Annotated in this window: 22 protein-coding genes; 9 read left to right on the top strand and 13 right to left on the bottom strand. The window is 62.5% G+C overall.

The genetic code is table 11. The features are described from left to right. Positions 1-17 precede the first annotated feature (17 nt). The 3 genes from G6N78_RS12805 to gnd form a co-directional block, all read right to left on the bottom strand. Positions 18-353, bottom strand: a complete 336-nt coding sequence (locus G6N78_RS12805; RefSeq protein ID WP_165218958.1) for an RcnB family protein — start codon at positions 351-353, stop codon at positions 18-20. A 198-nt stretch (positions 354-551) separates the two neighbouring features. Further along, positions 552-1,595 (bottom strand): L-glyceraldehyde 3-phosphate reductase, encoded by a 1,044-nt coding sequence (gene mgrA / locus G6N78_RS12800; RefSeq protein WP_165218956.1) that lies wholly within the window; start codon positions 1,593-1,595, stop codon positions 552-554. Positions 1,596-1,734: 139 nt separating this feature from the next. Continuing rightward, positions 1,735-3,165 (bottom strand): NADP-dependent phosphogluconate dehydrogenase, encoded by a 1,431-nt coding sequence (gene gnd, locus G6N78_RS12795; protein ID WP_165218953.1) that lies wholly within the window; start codon positions 3,163-3,165, stop codon positions 1,735-1,737. 214 nt (positions 3,166-3,379) lie between these two features. On the opposite strand from gnd, the gene G6N78_RS12790 reads away from it, so the two are divergent. Beyond that, positions 3,380-3,802, top strand: a complete 423-nt coding sequence (locus tag G6N78_RS12790; RefSeq protein ID WP_165218950.1) for an SRPBCC family protein — start codon at positions 3,380-3,382, stop codon at positions 3,800-3,802. A 233-nt stretch (positions 3,803-4,035) separates the two neighbouring features. On the opposite strand, the gene G6N78_RS12785 is transcribed toward G6N78_RS12790, so the two are convergent. The 7 genes from G6N78_RS12785 to G6N78_RS12755 form a co-directional block, all read right to left on the bottom strand. Next, a complete protein-coding gene (locus tag G6N78_RS12785; RefSeq protein WP_165218947.1) occupies positions 4,036-4,971 on the bottom strand; it encodes a lipid A biosynthesis lauroyl acyltransferase in 936 nt (311 codons plus the stop codon). Between the two features lie 4 nt (positions 4,972-4,975). Beyond that, the gene (locus tag G6N78_RS12780; RefSeq protein WP_165218944.1) at positions 4,976-6,004 is read right to left on the bottom strand and encodes a zinc-binding dehydrogenase; all 1,029 of its coding nucleotides are present in this window, start codon (positions 6,002-6,004) and stop codon (positions 4,976-4,978) included. A 66-nt stretch (positions 6,005-6,070) separates the two neighbouring features. Further along, positions 6,071-7,360 (bottom strand): beta-ketoacyl-ACP synthase, encoded by a 1,290-nt coding sequence (locus G6N78_RS12775; RefSeq protein ID WP_165218941.1) that lies wholly within the window; start codon positions 7,358-7,360, stop codon positions 6,071-6,073. 10 nt (positions 7,361-7,370) lie between these two features. Then, entirely contained in the window at positions 7,371-8,576 is a 1,206-nt protein-coding gene (locus G6N78_RS12770) for a beta-ketoacyl-ACP synthase (protein WP_165218938.1), read from the bottom strand. A 36-nt stretch (positions 8,577-8,612) separates the two neighbouring features. Beyond that, entirely contained in the window at positions 8,613-9,086 is a 474-nt protein-coding gene (locus G6N78_RS12765) for a 3-hydroxyacyl-ACP dehydratase FabZ family protein (RefSeq protein ID WP_165218935.1), read from the bottom strand. Between the two features lie 22 nt (positions 9,087-9,108). Further along, positions 9,109-9,387: an acyl carrier protein gene (locus tag G6N78_RS12760; RefSeq protein ID WP_046797252.1), complete on the bottom strand. Its 279-nt coding sequence runs from the start codon at positions 9,385-9,387 to the stop codon at positions 9,109-9,111. Positions 9,388-9,523: 136 nt separating this feature from the next. Next, positions 9,524-10,483, bottom strand: a complete 960-nt coding sequence (locus tag G6N78_RS12755) for a nucleoside hydrolase (RefSeq protein ID WP_165218932.1) — start codon at positions 10,481-10,483, stop codon at positions 9,524-9,526. A 165-nt stretch (positions 10,484-10,648) separates the two neighbouring features. Here G6N78_RS12755 and G6N78_RS12750 point away from each other — a divergent pair, with 165 nt between their 5' ends. Beyond that, entirely contained in the window at positions 10,649-11,434 is a 786-nt protein-coding gene (locus G6N78_RS12750) for a TSUP family transporter (RefSeq protein ID WP_234905960.1), read from the top strand. A gap of 3 nt (positions 11,435-11,437) precedes the next feature. On the opposite strand, the gene cobU is transcribed toward G6N78_RS12750, so the two are convergent. After that, a complete protein-coding gene (gene cobU / locus G6N78_RS12745; protein WP_165218929.1) occupies positions 11,438-11,977 on the bottom strand; it encodes a bifunctional adenosylcobinamide kinase/adenosylcobinamide-phosphate guanylyltransferase in 540 nt (179 codons plus the stop codon). Positions 11,978-12,383: 406 nt separating this feature from the next. Between cobU and G6N78_RS12740 the strand changes: the two genes are divergently transcribed. The 5 genes from G6N78_RS12740 (at position 12,384) to G6N78_RS12720 (ending at position 16,857) form a co-directional block, all read left to right on the top strand. Further along, positions 12,384-12,527, top strand: coding sequence for a hypothetical protein (locus G6N78_RS12740; protein WP_165218926.1), 144 nt, complete (start codon positions 12,384-12,386; stop codon positions 12,525-12,527). A gap of 641 nt (positions 12,528-13,168) precedes the next feature. Next, complete coding sequence (locus tag G6N78_RS12735; RefSeq protein WP_165218923.1) at positions 13,169-14,167, top strand: ABC transporter substrate-binding protein; 999 nt, start codon at positions 13,169-13,171, stop codon at positions 14,165-14,167. Positions 14,168-14,330: 163 nt separating this feature from the next. Further along, positions 14,331-15,239 carry an ABC transporter permease gene (locus tag G6N78_RS12730; RefSeq protein WP_165218920.1) on the top strand — a complete coding sequence of 303 codons (909 nt, stop codon included), beginning with the start codon at positions 14,331-14,333 and terminating at the stop codon, positions 15,237-15,239. Beyond that, positions 15,232-16,302, top strand: coding sequence for a quaternary amine ABC transporter ATP-binding protein (locus G6N78_RS12725; protein WP_165218917.1), 1,071 nt, complete (start codon positions 15,232-15,234; stop codon positions 16,300-16,302). The genes G6N78_RS12730 and G6N78_RS12725 overlap by 8 nt, the downstream gene beginning before the upstream one ends. 204 nt (positions 16,303-16,506) lie before the next feature. Next, positions 16,507-16,857: a hypothetical protein gene (locus G6N78_RS12720; protein ID WP_165218914.1), complete on the top strand. Its 351-nt coding sequence runs from the start codon at positions 16,507-16,509 to the stop codon at positions 16,855-16,857. Positions 16,858-16,940: 83 nt separating this feature from the next. On the opposite strand, the gene G6N78_RS12715 is transcribed toward G6N78_RS12720, so the two are convergent. Then, positions 16,941-17,054: an entericidin domain-containing protein gene (locus G6N78_RS12715; RefSeq protein WP_234905959.1), complete on the bottom strand. Its 114-nt coding sequence runs from the start codon at positions 17,052-17,054 to the stop codon at positions 16,941-16,943. A gap of 223 nt (positions 17,055-17,277) precedes the next feature. Here G6N78_RS12715 and G6N78_RS12710 point away from each other — a divergent pair, with 223 nt between their 5' ends. Further along, positions 17,278-18,057, top strand: a complete 780-nt coding sequence (locus tag G6N78_RS12710) for a formyl transferase (RefSeq protein WP_165218908.1) — start codon at positions 17,278-17,280, stop codon at positions 18,055-18,057. A gap of 330 nt (positions 18,058-18,387) precedes the next feature. On the opposite strand, the gene G6N78_RS12705 is transcribed toward G6N78_RS12710, so the two are convergent. Continuing rightward, positions 18,388-19,326 carry a LysR family transcriptional regulator gene (locus G6N78_RS12705; protein ID WP_370691419.1) on the bottom strand — a complete coding sequence of 313 codons (939 nt, stop codon included), beginning with the start codon at positions 19,324-19,326 and terminating at the stop codon, positions 18,388-18,390. Between the two features lie 151 nt (positions 19,327-19,477). Between G6N78_RS12705 and G6N78_RS12700 the strand changes: the two genes are divergently transcribed. Next, positions 19,478-19,693, top strand: a complete 216-nt coding sequence (locus G6N78_RS12700; protein WP_165214239.1) for a hypothetical protein — start codon at positions 19,478-19,480, stop codon at positions 19,691-19,693. The last annotated feature ends 262 nt before the right edge of the window (positions 19,694-19,955 follow it).

Raw genomic sequence — 19,955 nt, 5'->3', positions numbered from 1 at the left:
CTCTTCCTTTGCGCCCGTCAACGTCCGGCAATGATGCCGGCAATCAGTCCGCTGGCGGCGCCGATCAGCAGGAACTCGTTATTGGCCCGCACCCAGTGGTAGCCGCGCGGCGGTGCGGACAGGCGGTAGCGGCGATAATCGCGGATTTCCGCATAACGTGCCCGTTCGGCACGGCTGAGCTTCTGGCCCTTTTTCCAGTGTCCTCTATGGACCACCACCTTCTTCTTTTCGATCACCACCTTACGCTCGACAGGAGCACGGCGGTCGCGGTCATGGGCACGGTAATCCTGCGCCTGGGCCATGGGAGCCGCAAGAATGGTAGCGGCGGTCAGGAGGGAAAGAAAAGCTTTCATCGGGATGTCTCCTCGTGTTTGACACCCGAACCTTGCGATTTTCCGACTGAATGTCAGATGAACCGCACATTACAAATACGCAATGAAGTGAGCTCGTTGGCCGGACAATCTGAAGCAGTTCCGGAACATCTGAACCTTACGGGAGGCAAAGAGCCCGGCGCGTGGCCGGGCTCCCGAAGAGATGGAAAAGGAAGCGTGTTACCGCGACGGACCTTCCCGCTCGGCGGACGCCGCCCACAGGTTGATGTCGGCATCCTTGGCAAAGACGGCGATTTCGGCGAGTTCCGCCTCTGTGAACTCCGCCTTCTCCAGCGCCTTGACGCAATCGACCACCTGTTCCGGGCGGCTGGCGCCGATCAGGGCAGAGGTCACGCGACCACCGCGCAGCACCCAGGCAATCGCCATCTGCGCCAGCGTCTGGCCGCGCTTTTCGGCGATCGCATTCAGGCCCCGCAGGTTCTCGATGTTGCGCTCGTTCAGGAAGGCCGGTCGTAACGACTTGCCCTGCGCAGCACGGCTGTCCTCCGGAATGCCACCCAGGTATTTCGACGTCAGCATGCCCTGGGCGAGCGGCGAGAAGACGATCGAGCCGATACCGAGATCGTCCAGCGTATCGAGGAGGCCATCGTCTTCCACCCAGCGGTTGATGATCGAATAGCTCGGCTGGTGGATCAGGCAGGGCGTGCCGAGATCCTTGAGGATCGCGGCGGCTTCCCGCGTGCGCTTCGAATTGTAGGAGGAAATGCCGACATAAAGCGCGCGGCCCGAACGGACGATATGGTCGAGCGCACCGCAGGTCTCTTCCAGCGGCGTATCCGGGTCGAAGCGGTGCGAATAGAAGATATCGACATAGTCGAGACCCATGCGCTTCAGGCTCTGGTCGCAGGAGGCGATCAGGTATTTGCGGCTGCCCCATTCGCCGTAAGGGCCCGGCCACATGTTGTAGCCGGCCTTGGACGAAATGATCAGTTCGTCACGGTAACCGGCAAAATCGGTCTTCAGGATCTCGCCGAAGGCGGTTTCGGCGCTCCCCGGCAGCGGGCCGTAATTGTTCGCGAGGTCGAAATGCGTGATGCCGAGATCAAAGGCGGTGCGGCAGATGTCGCGCTTGCGCTGGTGCTCGGTGTCATCGCCGAAATTGTGCCACAGGCCGAGCGACAGCGCCGGCAGCCTCAAACCGGAGCGGCCGCAGCGGTTATATTTCATCCGGGAATAACGGTCTTCGGACGGTTTCCAGGCCATGGTGTGTCTCCTCCATCATTGTCTTTGGGTGTTGCACGTCCCCGGTAAGGGAACGGCGGCCGCACGCGGATCAGCAGGGCGCGCAGCGGAAAGAAAAGGGCAGGACGCGAATCCGCGCCCTGCCCCCACTTCATTAGGATCAGGCGTTGAGGCCGCTGCCCCAGGGGCCATGATGCTTGTCGAGGCCATCGACGCGGTCGAACCCGTGGGCGCCGAAGAAATCGCGCTGCGCCTGGATGAGGTTCGCCGTGCCGCGCCCGCGGCGGTAGCTGTCGAAATAAGCCAGCGCCGAGGCAAGCGCCGGAACTGGCAGGCCGGCCATGACGGCGGTCGAGACGACGCGGCGGAGCGACGAATCGGTGTCCTTGACGAACTGCGAGAAGGCCGGCGTCACGATGAGGTTCGCCACATCCGGTTCCTTGGTGAAGGCCGAGGTGATCTCGTCGAGGAACTGCGAGCGGATGATGCAGCCGGCGCGCCAGATTTTTGCGATCGTCGGCATCGGCAGGTTCCAGCCATATTCCTTGGAGGCGGCCGACATGACGGCAAAGCCCTGCGCATAAGCGCCGATCTTCGCGGCCAGCAGCGCGTTTTCCAGATCATGCAGGAAGGAGACGCCATCGGTGGCCGGGAAGGCAACCGTGTCCGGCAGGCCGAGGATCTTTTCCGCCGCAACACGCTCGGTCTTCTGCGACGAGAGGATACGGCCGGCGACGGCAGCCTCGATGCCGGTTGCGGCAACGCCCAGATTCTGCGCCTCAATGACCGACCACTTGCCGGTGCCCTTCTGGCCGGCGGCGTCGAGAATGACGTCCACCATCGGCTGGCCGGTGACCGGGTCGGTGGCGGCGAGAACCTTTTCGGTGATCTCGATCAGGTAGGAGTTGAGGCGCCCCTCGTTCCAGCGACCAAAGACCTGGGAGATCTCAGCAGCCGACAGTTTCAGCCCGTCGCGCAGGATGCCGTAGATTTCGGCGATCATCTGCATGTCGGCATATTCGATGCCGTTGTGGATCGTCTTGACGAAATGGCCGGCGCCGTCATTGCCGAGCCAGGCGACGCAAGGATCGCCGTTGAACTTGGCGGAGATCGAGGTCAAAACCTTCTCGACGCGCTTCCAGCTCTCTTCCGTCCCGCCGACCATGATCGAGGGACCATGGCGGGCGCCCTCTTCGCCGCCGGACACACCCATGCCGATGAAGGTGAGCGGGCTGTCCTTCAGCGCCTCGAAGCGGCGCATGGTGTCGCGGAAATTCGCATTGCCGGCATCGATCATGATGTCGCCGGCAGACAGATGGGGCTTCAGCAGTTCCATCTGCTGATCGACCGGATCACCGGCCTTGATCATGATGATGATCGGTCGCGGCGGGCGGATGGCGGCGGTAAATTCTTCCAGCGTCTCGCAGGGAATGATCTGGCCCTGCAGGCTGCCGGCCTCGGCATAGAATTTTCGTGTCGCCTCGGGACTGCGGTTGAAGACGGCAATCTTGTTGCCTTTTTCCGCGATGTTGAGTGCCAGGTTGGAACCCATAACGCCAAGACCGATAAGGCCGATTTCTGCCTGTTCCACGGGGGATGCCTCCAATACAGTTGCGTGGCTGTTTTGGCACTCAAACTGACGAACGGCAAGGTCAGCACCAATCGAAACGGTTTAAATATGCCATGCGCATAGCCGCCATGCAGGCGGCGAAGGCGAGGTTCGACAAAGACGGGCAAGCCACCCTTGCCTTTCAAGCGGTCTGCACCATAAAGAACGTTCAGTGAACATTCGAGGAGGAACCACTATGCCGCCGATGGAGGCGAAAGCCGTGCATCTATCGATCAACCGGGACTGGCGCGCCGTCTACGCCTTTGCCGCCAAACCGGACAACATGACCCGCTGGGCCTCCGGCCTCGGCAGCGGCCTCGTCCGCGATGGCGAGGATTGGCTGGCCGATGGCGGGCCGCTCGGCACGGTGCGGGTGCGCTTTACCCCGGCCAATGACTTTGGCGTGATCGACCATGTCGTGCACATGCCGTCCGGCCTCAAGGTGCACAATGCTTTCCGCATCGTGCCGAACGGCGATGGCGCCGAAGCCATCTTCCTCGTCACCCGCCTGCCCGAGCAGACGGAGGCGCAGTTCGAGCAGGATGCAGCGCACGTCGCCAAGGACCTCGCCTGCCTGAAGGCGATTCTGGAGGAGGAAGGGGCAGCTGCGGAGGATTGAGGCAGGGAGCGGAAATGGCACAGAAATAGGATCGAGGCAGCCGAGGCAGGCGCGACGTGCCCCCTCTCCCCGCCTGGCGGGGAGAGGGTTGGGGTGAGGGGCGACGACAGCAAAAATGGGTGGGTTGGCCCCTCATCCGGCCTGCCGGCCACCTTCTCCCCGCATGCGGGGAGAAGAAGACTTGCGGCAACCTCTCGCCTCAAGCAGCGCCCCGGAATGTGCCGGCCTTTTCGTCAGCCCTTCAGGCTGTGCTTGATGTTCCAGCGGTCGTGGTACCAGAGCCACTGTTCGGGATGCTCGCGCACCCAGCTTTCCACCTTGTCGTTGAGCAGCTGGCCGGTCGCCTGCACGTCCACGGCGCCCTTCTCGTTGCGCGGAATGTCGATCTTCGGCTCGATCTCCAGCCGGTAGCGATTGTTCGGCAGGCGGATGCAGCGGGCCGGGTAGACCTCGCAATCGAACTGGCGGACCAGCTTGGCGAGCAGCGGATTGGTCTGCACCGGACGGCCGAAGAAATCGGTGGAGAGCCCCTTCTGGAACTTCTGGTCGACGAGAACGCCGATGCCCCTGCCCGCTTCCAGCTGGCGCGCCAGCGCGAAGGAGGAGCCGGCATGCGAGGGAACGAGCTTGCCCATGCGCGCCGCACGGAAGGAGAAGACTTTTTCGGCAATGTAGGGATTGTTCGGTGGGCGGAACATCACCGTCACCGTCAGGCCGAACGCATTGCCGGCCACCGGCAGCAGTTCGAAATTGCCGGTATGGGCGGTAAAGACGATGAAGGGCCGCGGATTGTCGCGCAGGTCGAGGAAGATCGGAATGCCGTCCACCTCAATGCGACCGGGTTCGGTGGATTCCGGGTCGAAATCGAACAACTGGTCGAGGAAGACATATTCCGCCGCCAGCCGGCCCATATGCCCCCAGGAGGCAAGCGCAATCGCCTCGCGCTCCGCTTCACTCTTCTCCGGATAGGCATTGGCGAGGTTGACGAGCATCAGCCGGTGGCGGCTCGTCCTGGGGCCGATCTGGCGCACCAGCCAGTCGGCAAACCGGATCGCCGGATCGGCGGGCAGGATCTTCAGAAGATTGAGGAAACCGAACGCCGCCTGCGCCACCAGCCATTGCTGGAAGTGGCGCAGAGCCAGAACGATCCGGGTAATCAGCATCTTCAACGGATCAATCCATCCTCAACACGATCTTGCCGAAGATCTGGCGGCTTTCCATCCGCTCCAGCGCCTTGTCGATCTCGCCGAAGGTGACTTCCGTATCGATGACCGGATGCACGATGCCGCGCGCCATCTTCTGCATGGCATTCGCCATGTTTTCCATGCGGCAGCCGAAGGAGCCGAGCAGCTTCAACTGCTGCTGGAACAGCATCATCAGATTCATGTCGGTGGAAACACCGGAGGTGGAGCCGCAGGTGACGAGGCGACCGCCGCGCTTCAGGCACAGCATCGAACCGGCCCAGGTGTCCTTGCCGACATGTTCGAAGACGACATCGACGCCCTTCTTCTTGGTCAGCTTGCGCACCACGCCCTCGAAACGGTCGGTGCGGTAGTTGATGACGTGATCGGCGCCGAGCGCCTTGGCCTTCTCGATCTTGTCATCCGAGCCGACGGTGGTGATGACGGTGCAGCCCATCTTCTTGGCGAGCTGGATGGCAGCCGAGCCGATGCCGGAGCCTCCGGCATGCACCAGGATCGTCTCGCCGGGCTCAAGCTTGGCATTGTCGAACAACATGTGCTCGACGGTACCGAAGGTGACCGGTGCGAGCGCAGCCGCGACCGCATCGACGCCGGGCGGGGCCGGAACGAGCTGGCGCGCCGGGATATTGATCTTTTCCTGGGCAAAGCCGTCGAGGTGGAAACCGTGCACGCCGGCCACGTGTTCGCACAGGTTGTCGCGACCTTCCCGACAGGGCTTGCAGAGGCCGCAGGTGCGGGCGCCGTAGACGGAGACGAGCTGGCCGGGCAGCACGTTCGACACGCCGGGGCCGATCGCCTCGACCACGCCGGAGGCTTCCGCGCCGATCGTCAGCGGCATCTTGCGCTTGGCGAACGCCATGCCGCGCCAGCCCCATACGTCGATGTGGTTGAGCGCGACCGCCTTCACCCGAAGCGTCACCTCGCCCGGTGCCGGCGCGTCCGGTTCGGGAATGTCGGTCGCTTCAAGACGGCGGTCATCGATCAGTTGCAAGGCGCGCATGAGTTCATCCCTTCGCCCGGAGGCGTCAAAGAGTGTTTGGGCACAATAGCCGAAGTGGGCCGCTGTTTAAGCTGGCTCCGCCGTCATGACAAGGCTGGCATTTTGTCCGCCGAAGCCGAACGAGTTCGAGAGAACCGCCGTCACCTGCTGATCACGCTTTTTGTTCGGCACGACATCGAGAACGATCGCAGGATCCGGATTGACGTGGTTGATCGTCGGCGGCAGCGTGCCCGTCAGCATGGTCTGAATGGAAAACACCGCTTCCACCGCACCGGCCGCCGTCAGCGTATGGCCGATCATCGACTTGTTGGAGGAGCACGGGATCTCGCTCTTCAGCCGGTCGCCGAAGACGGCCAGCATCGCGCCATATTCCATCTTGTCGTTTTCCGGCGTCGAGGTGCCGTGGGCATTGATGTAGCCGATGCCGCTTTCGTCCATGCCGGCATCTTCAAGCGCGGCGCGGATCGTCGCAATCGCCGGGCCGCCGTCCGGCGAGGAGCGCGTGCGGTGGAAGTGGTCGGCCTTTTCGCCGCAGCCCTTCAGGATGCCGAGCACCTTGGCACCACGGGCAATCGCCGATTCCAGCGATTCCAGCACCAGCGTGGCGGCGCCTTCGGCAATCACGAACCCGTCGCGGTCCTTGCTGAAGGGTTTTGAGGCCTTTTCCGGCGGATCGTTCTGGGTGGAGAGTGCCGAGAGCAGGGAGAAGCGGATGAGCGCTTCGGCGCTGACGGACCCGTCGGTCGCAACCGTCAGCGCCCGGTCGGTGCGGCCCTGGCGGATCGCTTCGACGCCAAGCTGGATCGCGGTCGCGCCAGAGGCACAGGCGGTCGACAGCGTCACCGGCAGGCCGCGCGTGCCGAAATGATCGGACAGCCGCTCGGAGATCGAGCCGAACTGCACGGCTTCGAGGAAGACCGGATCGGGGCGCTCGCGCATGGCGGCGAGGAAACGGTCATAGGCATCGGCTTCCGCCTGCGGTGGCGGTGCGCGGTCGGCGAGTTCAAAACGCGCACTCCATTCCGGCTCAACCGGCGGAGCGGCCAGGAACAGCGGACCGGCGAAATCACCGGAAAGCCCGGCCTGCGCCAGCGCTTCCGTCGTGGTTTCCCGCGCCATGGCAAACGAGCGCTCGACGGAATTCGGATGCGGGACCTCGATGAAATCCACGGTGCCGGAAATGCGCGTGGAAAGGCCTTCTGTCGGGAAACGGGTGATCTTGTGGATGCCCGACGTGCCGGATGTCAGCGCCGCCCAGTTGTCGGCAAGCCCCTGGCCGAGCGAGGTGATGACGCCCATGCCGGTGACGGCGATGATCGGGCGACCCAGATGGTCCTTGAAAGCAGCATTGCTCATGATGTCATCCTCAGCCGTTCTTCGAAAGGACAGCAAGCCCTTCGCCGCGCAGGTAACCGACGGTGGTGACCACGGCATGGGTTGCGCCGCCGCTCATCGGCTTTTCGTGATCCGCATCGAAGACCGGCACCTCCGTGCCCTGGTCGAGGCTCAGCGCCGCAAGCGCCAGCCCCAGCGGGAACTGCGCTTCCATCGCATGGCCGGTCATGCCGCCATAACCGCGGATCGCCGCGCCGGGGAATTCCGCTTCGAGCGCTGCCCGTTCGCGGGCTGCGAGATCAACGACGCCGCTCGAACCGGAGAACACGACGAGATCGCCGGGGGTTGCATCGTCGGCAAGGCCGCTGAGGCGTCCGAGACGCTTTTCGAGACCACGGTCGTCGCGACTGCCGCGATCGCCTTCGATCTTGTCGATCACCGCATAGATATGCGCACCGCGGGCCTCTGCATGCGTGCGGCTTTCCATGACGAGGAAGGCGCCGACCGAGCCCATCATCATGCCGCCGCCGTTTTCGATGGCGCGCGACCAGAGCGGATGCCAGTCACCCGTCGCATGGGCACGGATGCCCTCGACGAGCAGGATAATATCGGCCCGTTCGGCCACAAAGGCGCCACCCACCAGCGAATGGGTGGACTGGCCGGCCTTGATGCGGTGATAGGCGGTTTCGACGGCGGAAATGCCCGCCGCCTCTTCGCCCATGAAGGTGCGCGAGGAGCCGGTGACCTTGTGGACGATGGAAATGTTTCCCGCGAGCAGGTTGGAGAGCTGGGCGAGGAAGAGCGTCGGGCGCAGTTCCGTCGTCAGCTTTTCGTTCAAAAGCATTTCGCGGTCGTTGCGCTTCAGCGCCTCATCAACGATGAGCGAATCGACCTTGATGTCGCGCTCGCCGCCGCCGGCCGCAACGATCATGTCCATCGTGCCGCAGGCTTCGATATTGTCTTTCAGACCCGCGTCATCGAGCGCAAGGCCGGCCGCGAATACGCCGAGGCGCTGCCAGTTTTCCATCTGGCGCTGGTCGCCGCGCTTGGCGATCTGCTGCGACCAGTCGATCTCCGGCATCGGGTGCACCGGATAGGGCTTGAAACGATCCGTCTCCACCGGCGGACGCGCCGACGCGGCACCCGTCAGAAGCGCCACATGCGGCTCCTTGCCGACACCCTGGCACGTGACGATGCCAATTCCGGTGATCACGACATCCTTGTCTGAACTGCTCATTTCGAGATCATCCTTCTCACCCGTCCCGTTGGCCGATCAGGCGCGGGCGGCAAGTGCATCCAAAAGGCCGACTTCGGCGGCACGCTTGCGAACGATATCGGCAAGCGGGACCTGATCGAAGGGCATGGTCCGGAGCTTCAGCTGCGCATCACAGACCTTTTTGCCCGCCGACGAGATCTTCGCCTTCGTGACAGCATAACCCGATCCCTCATGCTCCAGAAACGCCTCGATGTCGAGCACCGCATCGGGCTCGACGAAGGTGCGCATCTTGGCGCCATCGACGGACATCAGGAAGGGCATGGCGGCAAAGTTCGTCGCGCCGAGCACCAGAAAGCCGCTCGCCTGCGCCATGGTCTCGATGAGGAGAACGCCGGGCACCAGCGGCATGCCGGGAAAATGGCCTTCGAAGACCGGACTTTTCGACGGCACGACAGAGCGAGCCGACAGTGTCCGGGCCTGAAGATCGACCGCTTCCACGCGGTCGATCATCTGAAAATATTCAAGAAGCATCGGGCTTCGTCAGCCGGGCCAATCAGGCCTTGGCTGCCCTCAGCTCGTCGATCTTGGCGCAGAGGTTCTTCAGAACGAAGTATTCCTCGGTCGAAACCTTGCCTTCGTTGACTTCCTGCGTCCACTGCTCGAGCGGGATCTTGATGCCGAATTCCTTGTCGATCGCAAAGACGATGTCGAGGAAGTCGAGGCTGTCGATGCCCAGATCGTCGATCGTGTGGCTTTCGGGGGTGATGGTCTCGCGGTCGATCTCGCTGGTTTCCGCGATGATGTCGGCGACTTTGTCGAAGGTAGCGGTCACGCTCTAATCCTCTGAATTCTGATCGTTTGATGTTCCACATAGGGAAAACCGGCTTCGATGCCAATGGCCTGCGACGCCGGGGGCGGAATTTTGCACCTTTACTGTTGCCCAATGGCAATCGGAAGCGGCAAGCCGCTTAAAGAGCCCGGCCTTCCACCAGGGCGGCGCGGATGACGGCAAGAACCCCGTCCGGATCGACGCCGGTGGTGATCAGCTGGCTCGGATGCCCGTCCCAGGGACCGGGCGGGAAGGTGCGGCCATCCGGTTTCTGAATCGTCTGGCCATCGGCAATGCCGCCGCAGACGACACGGATCGGGCCGCTGCGGGTCTGAAACAGGTCGGGGCGGACAAGATAGACGCAGGCGCAGCTGTCATGCACCACCATGCCGTCACCGACCCGCGTCTTGTAGAAATCGATGTAGAGCTGCGAGATGTCGGAGAGCAGCTGGATTTCCGGCGCTCCCGTTGCCACCATGTCGGCCAGATAGCCGCTGGTCATCACCGTCTTCATCGTCACATCGAGACCGACGACCACGACGCGCCAGGGGGCTGTGAACACGAGATCCGCCGCTTCCGGATCGCCATGGATATTGGCTTCCGCCGCAGGCGACACATTGCCATTCAAGTCAAAGGCCCCGCCCATGATGATGACCTGCTTGACGAGCGCCGCCACATCCGGATCGTGCTTTAGAACGAGGGCCAGATTGGTCATGCGGCCGACCGCGATCAGCGTCACCTCGCCCGGATGGGCGCGCACCGTATCGATGATGAACTGGTAGGCCGGTCTCAGGTCGGCTTCACGCGCGACCTTATCCGGCAACGGCACGTCGCCGATGCCGTTATGGCCGTGGATGGCGGTCGGCCAGTAGCTGCCGCCACGCGCCGGATCAAAGGTCTGGCCGGCGCCCTTGGCGACCGGTGCCGGAATAGTCCACGCCTCGCCGAGATAAAGCGCATTGCGCGTGGTGATCTCGATCGGTGCATTGCCGAAGACGGTGGTGACGCCGATGAGATCGATGTCCGGGTGCTTGTGCAGGAAAAGCAGCGCCATGGCATCGTCAATGCCGGGATCGGTGTCGAATATGACCTTGTGCATGGGAAAGTGTCCTGCGGGATCTGGAAAGCGGCGCACCATAACGCCGCGTGGCCAAGACGCAAGTGTAACGCTAGACCAGAGACGCGGAATGTCGTGGCCGCACGGCTTGTCAGCGACGGCGAGCGGTGCCAGAAGAGCGCGCTTCTCACCACATGCGAGCCCCCCGTGCACGACCTTGCCCCCCAGATCCTGATGCTCCTGTTCCTCGTGGCGATCCTCGCCGGCTTCATCGATTCGATTGCCGGCGGCGGCGGACTGATCACCATCCCGGCTTTGCTGCTCGCCGGTCGTCCGCCCCTCGAATCGCTCGCCACGAACAAGGTGCAGGGTCCTTTCGGCGCGGCATCGGCCACCATCGCCTATGCGAGACGCGGGCACGTGAACCTCAAGGAGCAGGTGCCGATGGCGTTGATCGCCTTTGTCGGCGGCGGTGTCGGCGCGCTCATCGCCTCGCATGTGCCGGGCCGCTTTCTCGGCGCCGCCATCCCCTTCCTGCTCGTCGGCATCGCGCTGTTCTTTGCGCTGAAGCCGAACCTTTCCGACGAGGACCGCACGCGGCGCCTAACGACCGGCCTGTTCGCCGCCTTTGCCGTGCCGGCGGTGGCGCTGTACGACGGCATCTTCGGCCCCGGCGCCGGCTCCTTCTACATGCTGAGCTTCGTGCTTCTGGCGGGCTTCGGCATGCTGAAGGCAACCGCCCATACGAAGCTTTTGAACCTCGGCTCCAATCTCGGCTCGCTCTGCGTCTTTGCCATCAACGGCGCGATCTTCTGGAAGCTCGGCCTGATGATGGGCGTCGGCCAGCTGATCGGGGCGCAGATCGGCTCGAGGCTCGCCATGCGCGGCGGCGCGAAGATCATCAAGCCGCTGCTGGTGATCTCCTGCATCGCGATGGCGGCAAAGCTTCTGTCGGATCCGGCGCATCCGATCCGGATCTTTCTGGGTCTCTGAGCCTCAGCCCTTCATCTTCAGCGGCAGTCCGGCGGCGATGAAAAACACCTCGTCCGCCGCCGCCGCCAGATTCTGGTGCAGGCGGCCGGCATGATCGCGGAAGGCGCGGGCCATGCGGTTGTCCGGCACGATCCCGAGCCCGACCTCGTTGGAGACGAAAATCACCGGACCGGACAGCAGCGCGAGGGACTCGACAAGCGCCCGGCCCTCAGCGTCCACATCCGCCTCCGCCATCATCAGGTTCGTTACCCAGAGCGTCAGGCAATCGACGAGCACGATACGGTCGGGCTGTGCGACCTCGACGAGGACCTCCGCCAGCCGCACCGGTTCCTCATGCGTCACCCAGCCCTCGCCGCGATCCGCCCGATGCCGATCGATCCGAGCCCGCATCTCCTCGTCAAAAATCTGCGAGGTGGCGACGTAGTGACGTTCCAGGCCGGTTTTGTCGGCCAGATCTTCGGAAAAGCGCGACTTGCCGGAGCGCGCACCGCCCAGCACGAAGCTGATCCTGCGGGCGGACGGGCCGGATGGACTGGATGTCATGGGGAAACCTGCAAAGGGAAGGGAAACGCGGGGCCGGCCTGCGCAAAAGCGTGTCCATGAAAAGCGGCGAATTCGTAGATCAAGAGGTCGCCGCCCGGCTGATCATGGCGCATTGACGCAGGCCCCGGCTCAGCGAAGGGTAAGGAACCCGCCGCCCCATGCGGCTATCAGCCCCTGCTATCCGCTGCCGCCATCGAAAGAGGGATGGCGACCGGTTGCCCGTCTGTCAAAACTGCGCGAAGAGCCGCGTCCTGTCAATGTTCGAAACGGCAACGGAGATCGCATCATCCTATTTGCGACGCAGGCCGTCGCAGTCTCCATGCACAAAGACAACCGGAAAGGCGTATCCCCGAGGCGCAAACAACGATGCGCTGGAAGGACCAGACGCACGCCGCGAGGAACACCCATGCTCTACCTTTTCAAGTCAGGCGACGGCATCACCATCGCCTGGGGCTCCAAGGCACCCGCACCGCGGACGGAAAGCCGTCTCAGCCAGCTGGACACGCGCCGGCACTGGCTACGTTTCATTCGGATCGGCAATCACGGTTGAAAAGACAGGAGCCGCGGCGCGCCATCGCGCAAGCTCTTCTGAAGCGCCACTCCAGCGAGGAAGCGGGAGAGGGAAAATGGCTCCGGGACGCACTACCCATCCGGAGCCTTCGCGGCTTGGCCACGCACGACTGATACCCGCTCATTTCTTACCGAGCCGTTAGCTCCCGCATCTTTTTTCGCCTGTCTCAAATTTTTTTTTGCGTGCTGCCAAAGCCTGCGATGGCGCAACCGCGCCGCTTTTCGAACAGCGCTTGTCAAACGTGGACGGTGACAAGTCACGCGAGCTTGATCTTCTCCATCAAACACGGACGCAGCTTGCCCAGAATTCGGGCAAACGCTCAAAAGATCACAGGAAAAAATCCCTTCAAACGCAAGGGACTTCACGCACTGCTAATAGAAGAAGCGCCTGAAAAGGTTGATTTTCCGCAAGGAACCCGTAGGCTTTAACCACTGTCACAACCAAAGCGTAAGTCCGGCAGACGCCGATTACGCGGACAGGTCTTGACGGAGTCCGGGCTCAACCGGCCCGTCAACCGGTAATGTTCGTCATGCACGAACACTATCAGGGCTCGTTGTTTCGTGAATCTGGTGTGCCCGATGTAAATGAAGTCAAGTTAAGACTGGGAGGTCTTAAGACCAATGAAAAAGCTCCTCGCTTCCACCGCACTCGTTGCGGGTCTTTACGCCATGGCCGGCTCGGCTGAGGCGGCAGACTGTGGTGATGTTTCGATCGCCGAAATGAACTGGGCCTCCGCCGGTGTGGCGGCCCATGTCGACAAGATCATTCTGGAGAAGGGATACGGCTGCAATGTGACGCTGGTCACCGGTGACACCATGCCGACCTTCACCTCGATGAACGAAAAGAGTCAGCCGGACATGGCGCCGGAACTGTGGGTCAACGCGGTCCGCACCGCGCTCGACCAGGCCATCTCCGAAGGCCGCCTGATCCAGGCCGCACCGCTTCTCTCCGATGGCGGCGTCGAAGGCTGGTGGATCCCGAAGTTCCTCGCCGACGCGCATCCCGACATCAAGACGGTGCAGGACGCGCTGAAGCATCCGGAACTTTTCCCTGCCCCCGAAGATGCGTCCAAGGGCGCAGTCACCAACTGCCCGTCGGGCTGGAACTGCCAGGTCTCGACGGCCAATCTCTACCGCGCACTCGATGCCAAGAAGGCGGGCTTTGAACTGGTCGATACCGGCTCCGCCGCCGGTCTTGATGGCTCGATCGCCAATGCCTTCGAAAACAAGAAAGGCTGGCTGGGCTATTATTGGGCTCCGACCGCGATCCTCGGCAAATACGACATGGTGCGCCTCTCGTTCGGCGTACCGCACGAAAAGGCCGAATGGGACAAGTGCACGGCGATCCCCGATTGCCCTTCGCCCAAGGTCAATTCCTATCCGGTCTCGGATGTCTTCACCGTCGTGACAAAGAGCTTCTCCGAAAAGGCCGGCGTCGCCATGGACTATGTCAAGACACGCCAGTGGGACAACCAGACGGTCGGCAAGGTGCTCGCCTGGATGGATGGCAACCAGGGCACGAACGAGGATGGGGCACGCCACTTCCTCAAGACCTATCCGGACATGTGGACCAAGTGGGTTGCACCGGATGTCGCGGACAAGATCAAGGCCGCGCTCTGATCCGTCCCCTGGACGCCGTTGGCCCCGCCCTCCCCGGCGCGGGGCCGAACCACCGTTTGCCGCCGCAATGACCGCAACCGCCGAACGCTGACAGAACAGCGCATCGCCGATTGACGGTGCTGGCGACACCCGGCACGACGACAAGACCAAGAAGGGGAATTTGATGGCCTCCTGTTCCATCCTGCCGGACGCGCTGTGCAATTTTCCAGCCGTCAGCGACACCTATATCCGCCTGGCGCGCAAGACGATCGACGACGGTTTTCGCGGCCTCGTCCGGGAATATTCCCACCTCATCGATGCCGTGGTGCAGCCGCTGCAGATCTTTCTCAACGCACTGGAGCGTCTCTTCGTCAATTCGCCCTGGATCCTCGTGCTCGCCGTCATGCTGGTCATCGTCTATCTGGCAAGCCGCAGTGTCGCGATCACCATCGGCACGGCGCTGGGCATGACGCTGATCGGGCTCATCGGCCTCTGGGAAGACACGATGGTGACGCTCGCGATCGTGACGGTCTCGACCCTGATCGCGATCCTGATCGGCATTCCGATCGGCATCGTGATGGCGCGCTCCGACCGCGTCCAAGGTGTGATCAACCCGATCCTCGACGTGATGCAGACGCTGCCGAGCTTCGTCTATCTCATTCCTGTTGTCGTCATCTTTGGCATCGGCAAGGTGCCGGGCCTGATCGCAGTGGTGATCTATGCGGTGCCGCCGATGATCCGGCTCACCAATCTCGGCATCCGCCTCGTGGACCGCGACGTGCTGGAGGCGGCCGATGCCTTCGGATCCTCGCCGGGGCAGAAACTGTGGAACGTGCAGATGCCGCTGGCGCTCCCCACCATCATGGCCGGCATCAACCAGACGATCATGATGTCGCTTGCCATGGTCGTGGTTGCCTCCATGGTCGGCGTCGGCGGGCTCGGCAAGAACACGCTGCAGGCCATCAACAACCAGTTCTTCACCTTCGGCTTCATGAACGGCTTTGCGCTTGTGGCGATCGCCATCATCTTCGACCGCGCCAGCCAGACCTTTGGCCGTCGCCTGCAGAAACACACGGAGGTGGTGCATGGCTAGCCACGGCATCGAAATTCGCGGCCTCTACAAGATTTTCGGGCCGGACGGGCAAAGGCATGTGCAATCGGTCAAGGACGGCATGTCCAAGGCCGAACTCAATGAAAAGCACGCCCACGTGCTGGGCCTGAAGGACATCAACATTTCCATGCCCGCCGGCGGCATCACCGTCGTCATGGGCCTCTCCGGTTCCGGCAAATCCACCCTCATCCGCCACATCAACCGGTTGATCGAGCCGACGGTGGGCGAGGTTCTTTATGACGGCACTGACGTCTGCCGCATGAGCATGAAGGAATTGCGGGAGTTCCGCCGCCACAAGACAGCGATGGTGTTCCAGAAATTCGCGCTTTTGCCGCACCGGACCGTACTGGAAAACACCGTCTACGGCCTCGACATCCAGGGCGTGCCGCGCAGCGAGAGCACGAAGAAGGGCCAGCACTGGATCGACCGCGTGGGGCTCTCCGGCTACGAGAACCATTATCCGAACCAGTTGTCCGGCGGCATGCAACAGCGCGTCGGGCTTGCCCGTGCGCTGAGCAACGATGCCGACATCCTTCTGATGGACGAGGCCTATTCGGCCCTCGACCCGCTGATCCGCGTCGATATGCAGACGGTTCTGCTCGACCTGCAGGCGGAACTGAAAAAGACCGTCGTCTTCATCACCCATGATCTCGACGAAGCCCTGAGGCTCGGCGACAAGATCGCCATCCTGCGCGATGGCGAGGTGATCCAGCAGGGGAGCGGCCAGGAGATCGTGCTGAGCCCGGCGGACGAATACATCGCCTCCTTCGTGCGCGAGGTCAATCGAGGCCGGGTGATCCAGGTCCAGACGGTGATGACGGCCTTTGCGGCGGCGTCGCCGGGGAGCGCCCAGATCGGCATGCCGATTCCTATCGGAACGACGCTGGAGGAGGCGGCAAAGGCCATGACCGCCGCCGGCGTTTCCACCGTCCAGATCGTCACCGGCGAGGGAAAGCCGGTCGGGCAACTCGATCTCCAGAGCCTGATCGGGGCGATGGTGACGCCCGCCGACCACGACAAGGTGGCAAGCCTCGCGGCAGAATGAGCCGCCTTGCCCCCGGGCAAGGCTGACACAAGGCGGATCTGAGAAAGGCTGGAAACTGCACGAAGCGCTGCTTGCGGCGCTTTGTGCAGGGAATGGCAACACGTGATCTCCAAACCCAGCTCCTTTCGCGCAAAGCGGCGACGGCAGGAGGCAGGGCTTCAATATGAGGCGGGGAGATCGCGGACAGAAAGACGCGAGACGAACATGAGCAGCATGGCCACCATCGGAACCCGCGAATCCGTCGCAGACGCCCTCAACGGTTTCTCCGACGACAACAAGTCCTGGCTTCAGTTGATGATGGAAAACCCGAAGTCGGACGATACCCTGCTCGACGGACTGCACCTCTTCCTCGACCGCGCATCGGAAAGCCGCTTCCTCAATTCGCTGAAGCTGCAGAAGACCGGCGAATGGGTGGGCAACAGCGCGCCGGGGCGCATCCAGATCCGTCTGATGGAAGCCGCAAAATCAAGCCAGCATCCGGCCTATCAGGCCTTCCGCGAGGGCCTCGTTCGCTCCGGCGGCATGGAACGGGCCTACCCGAAGGCCCCCGTCTGAACAAACAGAAATGCCGCCCGCGACCGCAAAGATGCGGCGGCAGGCGGCATGGATGATCCTCAGGGACAGGATCGAGGAAAAGGTTACTGGGCGGCCTTCTCGACACGGCGGCCGGCATCCTGCGTGGCATTCACCGTGTTGGCGGTGTCCTGCCCCATGCCGCGGATCGTGTTGCCGCAGGACGTCAGCGAAAGCATGGTGGTGGCGAGCGCTGCGACGACGAAGATTGACTTGACCATGTTGTAAACTCCAGAAGAATTGAGCCAGATCCGCTTGGAAATCATGTTTCCGGCACTGGAACGTTCGAGGAGCGAAAAAGTTCACGCGACGGCCCACGCGAATGTGAACACACCCTCCCCTTCGTTAACGACTTATTGCCTGCGACCGGCGACACTTGCCACACGGATCTGGCGAGGACGGATGAGACAGGACAACACCAACGCAAAACTCGTGGTGCTGACGGCGGGCGGACAAAATCCGCAGGTCATGATCAACGCGCTTGCCCGACATTTCCCCAACATGGCCGTGATCGAGGAAAGATACGAATCAAAGTCGACACTCCTGAAAAGGCGTGCCCGCCGGCTCGGCTGGCTGACGGCGCTCGGACAACTGGCGACAATGATCGTGTCACGCTTCGGCAAGCGTGTGGCGAACCGCAGAACCTTAGAAATCCTCGCGTCCTACGGTGGATCGGGCGAGGAAAATCCCTCCATCCCGGTCACCCGCGTCTCCTCCCTGAATGATGCGCAGGCCCATGCCGCGATTGCGGCACTCCAGCCGGACATCGTCCTGACGATCTCCTGCCGGCTGCTGACCCGTGCCACGCTGGCCGCCATCCCCTGCCCCGTCGTCAACTTCCATGCCGGGATCAATCCCGCCTATCGCGGCCAGATGGGCGGCTATTGGGCGCGCGTGGAACGCGAAGAGGAGAATTTCGGCGCGACCCTGCACCTCGTCGATGCCGGCACCGATACCGGCGCGACGCTGGCGGAGATCCGCGTGAAGCCCGCGCCGGATGACACGATCTCCACCTATCCGCTGCTGCTGACGGCGGCAGGTACGCAAGCAACGGTGGAGGTTCTGTCAAACGTGCTGGACAGAACGGCGCAGCCCTACAGCCCGTCCGGCCGCTCCGTGCTGCGCTTTCCGCCGCCGGTCTGGACCTATCTCTTCCACGGCCTGTCGCGCAACATCTGGTGATCCGCCCGAAGGACGGAGACTTGCAACCCGTCAGGCGCCAGTCTCGCGCAGGTTTTGCCGCCTATATTAGCAAACGAGGCGGAATGCACAGTCCGCCGGAACCACCGGCCCGTTCATGACGAGCTCGGGTGCGGCAGGTGGAAAGGCCGCAATATGCAGTATGACTGGACCGGGAGTGATTACCGCCGTCGCATGTTCGTCCGCTTCGGCTTTGTGGTCACATCCGTAACGGCCTTGTTCGCCATCGTGGTGATGGCTGTTGTATGAGTTCATCCGATCTGCAGCCGACCCAAGGCCAGGCCGGCTGCAGGACGCCTTAGCCGCGAAAGCTTAGGCGGCTGCCTTCTCGTAATCCACATAGGCATCCCGGATGCGTTCGGCCACCGCCTTCGCCGGCACCGACAATTGGGGCGCAGACAGCAGTCGGATATCGAAGGACATCAGTTCGGGCAAACCTTCCTTCGATCCAAGAACGACCATGTCATCGGTGATGTAGGAGCGCGGGAATGGCGCAATCGCCAGATCCGAGACCACCGCGGCGCGCTGCGCCATCGTGTTGGAGCTCAGATAGGCGATCCGGTAGGCGCGTTTCATCTGCTCGAGCCCGTTGACGGCCGCCTGGCGCCAGATGCAGCCCTCTTCCCAGATCGAGATCGGCAGAGGGTCGCGCAGATGCGCCGTGCCGCATTTGGCACCCGCCCAGACCAGCCGGTCCTGATAGACCACCTCGCCCACGGGCAGTTGCGACATACAGGAATAGTTCACGAGGGCGAGATCGAGCCTCTGCTCCTCCATGCGCCGACGAAGCTTCATGCTCATATCGACGGTCACATCCACCATGATGCCCGGAAACTTGGCCGAAAAATCCTTAAGAATGCTGGGCAGCAGGCGCTCGGCGATATCGTCCGCGGCGCCCAACCGCACCACACCGGATAATTCCGGCATCACAAAGCGCGACACCGCCTCGTTGGAGAGTGCGATCATGCGGCGCGCATAGGATAGCAGCATCTCGCCATGCGGCGTCAATGTCACCGAGCGGGCATCCCGCAGGAAGAGCGTCGTGCGCAGCTGGTCCTCCAGTTTCTTGATCTGCATGGAGACCGCAGACGGCGTCCGCAGCACAGCCTCCGCCGCCGTCGAAAAGTTCCCGGTGTCGGCAATGGCGACGAAAGTCTTCAGGACGTCGTTGTCGAGCAACGGAAGCGCATGGCGGAAGGGTGCGTTCATCGGGCTCTCTTTCAAAATAAATGAACATAAGAACCATATCATTTCGTTTGATTGATCGTCAACCAGGAACCATCTTCTCAGGGCCTCCAGACACGTCACCAAGTCTGATGGATGATATAAAATCCATTCGTTTGATTGATCATCTGGATCGGCGCAATCCTGGTTTAGGTCACCAGCAGAGAAAGGAACCGCAATGACCCTGATCATCGATCATCGATCCCCCTCACGCACCCACCGTGCCCTGATCTGGCTGGAAGCCCAGTTGAGCCGGGCAAGCGAGGCCGTTGCAAGGCATCGCAGGGAGTATGCCTCCCGCCGCACGGCGCGGGAAATTGCCAGCCTGCCCTTCGATGTCCGCAAGGACATTGGCTGGCCTGCCCGCAACACCACGGCACGCGAGCTCCACTGATATGCCGGCACCGTGTCCTGATGGGCCCTTGTCTCGCCTGAGGGAGACAGGGGCCTTTTTCATGCCGTGCCTTATTTTTGCACCCAGCGGCGCACGACTTCCGGTCATATGCGCAAATATGCGGCGCGGGTTGTCGCACAGGGGACAATGAAACCCATCCCTTTCCGTATGCAGGCGCAGATCCCGACTTAAATGTCGCAGACAGGACATTGAGAAACCGCAATTCCACGCGAGGAATATCGAGCCGCCACGGAGCCCGACC

The organism is Allorhizobium pseudoryzae (genome assembly GCF_011046245.1).
GTDB classification, from domain to species: Bacteria; Pseudomonadota; Alphaproteobacteria; order Rhizobiales; family Rhizobiaceae; genus Neorhizobium; species Neorhizobium pseudoryzae.
Note: the sequence above shows the minus strand (reverse complement) of the source record. Positions and strands in the feature narration are given on the sequence as shown.